Genomic DNA, 3930 nt, shown 5'->3' on the forward strand with positions numbered 1-3930 from the left:
CTCCCTCTGCTCGTCCATGGAAAGCCGATCACAGATTAGGACGGCGAGGACAACGTGGGGACGGAACATCGGTTACGGATCGTCTCGGACGCGCCGGCCTGAATTTAACATTGGTAGTTCCTCCCAAACAGGCACACGGTATCAGAAGTAGGACATTAGAGGCATCTAAAACATAGGCAAGTTCGCCGTCCGTTAGCCTATCGACGAATCAGCCGATGAAGCCGAATAGCCACGCGATAAGCAGCGCCAATACCGCTCCCAGCAGTATCACTATCCATGCGCTGAGGCGCCGTTTCGGTGGCTTGCCGGAGTATCGGTCGGATCACTCATCGCCGACTCCCGAAGTCGTCGGGGAAACGGTGACCGCGGTACCAGGACGATGGGTCAATTATCGCTGGCGTTTAACAGGAGGGCTGCCGCGCGGCCATATCGATAACCAATCGGCACCAGCGAACGTTCCAGTCCGCCACCGTACGGATAAAAAGAAGCCCGCCGAAGTCGGGCAATCCGACGAAGAAAGGACCGCGCGGCCTTCCGAGGGCGCGGAAGCGACTGAGCAGTTACGCTGCCACGCGATCCCAGCGAGCTGAACGATCAGACGCCGCTAATGTTCCGGTTCGGTGGCGTAAGAAAAAGAGTCCTTGAACTGTTGACCTGCTTGATTTTGTGGAAGCTGCTGCTCGATGAGGTCTTGCGCCAGGGCGGTAATGCCACCATCGTCAGCGGGGTCGGTCTCCAGCAACTCCAATGGTCCAGAGGATCCCGCAGCCTTCCAAGGGCAAGGAAGGGGCAAACAGTACCCCGCGCCACACGATCTCAAATAGGTACTTTCGACCGGCGATGTTCCGTCGAGGGGTGGGCCTCAGATCAACGCGTCGAGCAGCGCCGCCAATATACCGATGACGAGGGCAAGAAGGGCTTTCCTGGTTGCCCTTAATCTTTGCCCCGGGATGGGTCGAGTCTGCGACTCTGATCAGCCAGAGCATCGGTTAACACCGCAGCAGGGAAATTGGACTGAAGCTCGAAGCTCAACGGAACTTTGGTCCGTAGGCAGCTGAATTGCGGTAGCGGCGTATGATAGGCAAGCCCAGGTGTTGGAACACGCTTTGGTTTTGGCAGTCGGCACAGGCGCTTATGGCGTCAACAACTACTTTCGGTCGACAAAGGTCAGTTCTTTCTTGCCGGAGAAAAACCCAGACAGCCTCGCGTCTCTTAACGATCCAACGCTTTCTAAACACGACCGCGAATATCTTGTCGCTTCAGCTGGCCCCCCCACATACAGCGAGCCTGAACTCGCCAGAGATGAAGACGAGATAAATGGTCGGGAGGAGATAAAGGCTCGGCTCCGAGCCGGTATCGCCGAGCCTGATGAGGCCTTCAAAGCAAAGGCGGCGCTGGTCACGCCCTGGTCTTGGCCTGAGGAGCAAAAACTTGACGCCGCCCGCAAATTTGAAGCCACTGGTAACCTCGACGAAATGGTGGAGTCCCGTCTGCAGTCTCAGAGGCCGCGAACCAAGCGCGAGATGATCGAAACCTACTCCAGCGACCTTCCAATTATACAAATAAAGAAACTCCCACTCAGCGCGGCTCAACCCATGACACCGGAGCTAAAAGCTGAGATCGCCGCAAGGGAAGCGGCGGCCGCCCAGCGCAAGGTTGACTACGATGCTGAAACGGCAGCCAATCCCGATTTCTATAATCCTAAGTCTGAAAGCAATCAGATGGTTCGTACAGATGTTGCGCAACTGGATGCGGCGGGCGTGCAAATCGAGATGAGCATCGTCACCAAATTGATTGAAAGTGGTGAAGCCGAAACGCGCGAGTTTCACGCGGGCAATGGCGAGCAGGCAACCACCTCTATTCACCAGTACCTTTACTGGCTGCAGCAACGAGCGCAAGAGCTCGACAGTGACGGCACCTATTCGCCCGAGATGTTTAGGTAGTTGACATTTTACGCCGCGTAATCCGAGGCGCGTTAACCTTCCTACTTGGGGCAAGGTCAACTGCGGTATTATCCTGACGATCATCGGAATTTTGCGGCCCGTTGCCAACTGGTCTGAACAAAATCCATTGCCCACGCATGGTTGGAAAGGTCGGTCCCCTGCAATCGGTCCGCTGCCTGCCCTTCTTAGGCCAGGTGCGGGTCAATCTTTCTCCAAAGGCGAGCACGAACCGCCACGAAGCGGCCGTCCGACGCCCCGAGGAACAGCTCGCGCTTGGTCACGAGCCCCTTCATCTATCGCTGGGTCGACTTTTCGCAACCGAAAGAAATACCTCCGATCATCTCCCTCGACGACCATCATCCCGGCGACTTCGCTGGGGTCGACGCGCCTGAAAAAGTCGGTGATCAGCTGGCGGTCGTAGACCATCGCGGCGGTTTCCGCGCCGTCGATCATTCGAAGGGCGAGCGTCGCCGTGGTGCCGCGGGCGCGGAAGATCTTCTGAAGGTACGAGAACCAATTCCGGGCGACGAAGGTCCGGCCGAAGGAGGCCAAGCGGATCACTGTCGCGATGGGGAAGAAGGACGGTTCGATCGGAACCAGCCGGCCCGGCCGCCACTGGAAGAGCAGGGCGTCTGCCTTCAAGTCGGGGTGGAACCGCTTGCCGAACCATTGAAGGTTCTCCAGCACGCCGTCGAGCGGGTGATCAGCCGCGATCCCTTCGCCGCGCCAGAGGCCCACCATCTCTTCCGGGAGCACGGGATCGAGCGTCTGAAACCACTTGCGTCTGGCCTTCTGCAGATCTGAAATCATTCCGTACCTCCGGTCCGGTAATGAGGACAGATCACGAGAGTTCCGGAACGATGATAACGAAGAAGGCCAGAGTTCGCTCCGGCCTTCTGGGCGATGTCCTGCAAGACGATCAGCCGACCTTCGACTTCAGCATGTCGAGATGGTCGAGGTGTTCCTTTATCTGACCGCGGGCGAGCTTGGTGACGCCGAGGTGCTCACGGTTCTGTCCGATCGTCAGGTAGTCCTCCTGGATCGTCAGCCTTGTGGTCGTCCAGCTGGGCGTCACGTATGCCTTGTCGAAGTCCTTGCCGGGCGCTGCCTTCAGCTTGTCGAGCGACGACTTGCCTCCGGCGTCGAGCATGGCTCCCACCTCGGATTCGGTCGGCGGCTTCCCGATCGGTCCGGCAATGAAGGTCAGGATATCCTACAATCAAACGAGGATAGCCAGCCGGCTAACTTCAGCTTCTTCAACGTGAGCCCCAAATGGTCGATCGACTGGCCGAGCTATGTCATCGACGATCCGACCAATCCCGGTGCGAATGTCTCTCGCTACCGGGGCGGGTTCTTTGGGAGTATCGACAATCGCGGGCACGAACATGGGAGCGGTTTCGACTGCATCGCGCTCGCGTTTCCGGAAAAGCCGCCGCCAGGTGAACAACTGCTGCGGCGAAATCCCTTGTCATCGCGCAACAGCGCAAACCGTGGTCTCGGCCACATAACTCTCCGCGACAATCCGTGCCTTCTCTTCATCGCTCCAGTCGCGACGACGCCCGGTTCCCGTGAAGACCTCGAACCGCCGCATCGGCTCTTCTTCCCTCGTTTTAAGCGTAAGCTCTGAAATCGTCATATGTCTAAGCCCTCGGTGGGCCTGCAACATCAACGATCAGAATGTGATCCGGTAGGTGGGGTCAAAACACCGCATACAATCGGTCCAATCCTCAAGAGGTAGCAATGTTCCGGTTCGGAGCAAAAAGAAGGCCCTGCTGCTAAGGAGGGGACAGGGCCAGGTCGCCAGCATTGCCGGCTGGACGCGCGGCTGGCAGGGCGTGCCATACCGCGCGATCCACTGGGTTAACCCGAATCGTATCGATGATGTTCCATTGCGCCGGAAACTGATCGAAAGGACCGCGCGGCCTTCCAAGGGCAAGGAAGGGGCAAAACATTAAGCCTCGCCACGCGATCCCAAACGTTAAAACGA

The 3930-nt window shown here is 58.0% G+C and carries 5 protein-coding genes; 2 read left to right on the plus strand and 3 right to left on the minus strand.

Features of this window, described 5'->3' with window-relative positions; all coding sequences use genetic code 11:
* Nucleotides 1-604: 604 nt before the first annotated feature.
* Entirely contained in the window at nt 605-742 is a 138-nt protein-coding gene (locus tag ACPYOI_RS35165; protein ID WP_481424071.1) for a hypothetical protein, read from the minus strand.
* Between the two features lie 349 nt (nt 743-1091).
* Here ACPYOI_RS35165 and ACPYOI_RS35170 point away from each other — a divergent pair, with 349 nt between their 5' ends.
* Nucleotides 1092-1943: a hypothetical protein gene (locus tag ACPYOI_RS35170; RefSeq protein WP_481424072.1), complete on the plus strand. Its 852-nt coding sequence runs from the start codon at nt 1092-1094 to the stop codon at nt 1941-1943.
* Between the two features lie 201 nt (nt 1944-2144).
* On the opposite strand, the gene ACPYOI_RS35175 is transcribed toward ACPYOI_RS35170, so the two are convergent.
* The gene (locus ACPYOI_RS35175) at nt 2145-2753 is read right to left on the minus strand and encodes a GXWXG domain-containing protein (protein ID WP_481424073.1); all 609 of its coding nucleotides are present in this window, start codon (nt 2751-2753) and stop codon (nt 2145-2147) included.
* A 109-nt stretch (nt 2754-2862) separates the two neighbouring features.
* Nucleotides 2863-3093, minus strand: a complete 231-nt coding sequence (locus ACPYOI_RS35180) for a DUF305 domain-containing protein (RefSeq protein ID WP_481420229.1) — start codon at nt 3091-3093, stop codon at nt 2863-2865.
* Between the two features lie 111 nt (nt 3094-3204).
* Between ACPYOI_RS35180 and ACPYOI_RS35185 the strand changes: the two genes are divergently transcribed.
* On the plus strand, nt 3205-3570 hold the full coding sequence (locus tag ACPYOI_RS35185) for a hypothetical protein (RefSeq protein ID WP_481424074.1): 366 nt from the start codon (nt 3205-3207) through the stop codon (nt 3568-3570).
* Nucleotides 3571-3930 lie beyond the last annotated feature (360 nt).

This window comes from Rhizobium sp. SVR5-2C (genome assembly GCF_056755115.1).

Excerpts from the sequence above, each read along its gene's own strand:
- ACPYOI_RS35175 (WP_481424073.1), bottom strand. The coding sequence starts at position 2,753 with ATGATTTCAGATCTGCAGAAGGCCAGACGCAAGTGGTTTCAGACGCTC.
- ACPYOI_RS35180 (WP_481420229.1), bottom strand. The coding sequence starts at position 3,093 with ATGCTCGACGCCGGAGGCAAGTCGTCGCTCGACAAGCTGAAGGCAGCG.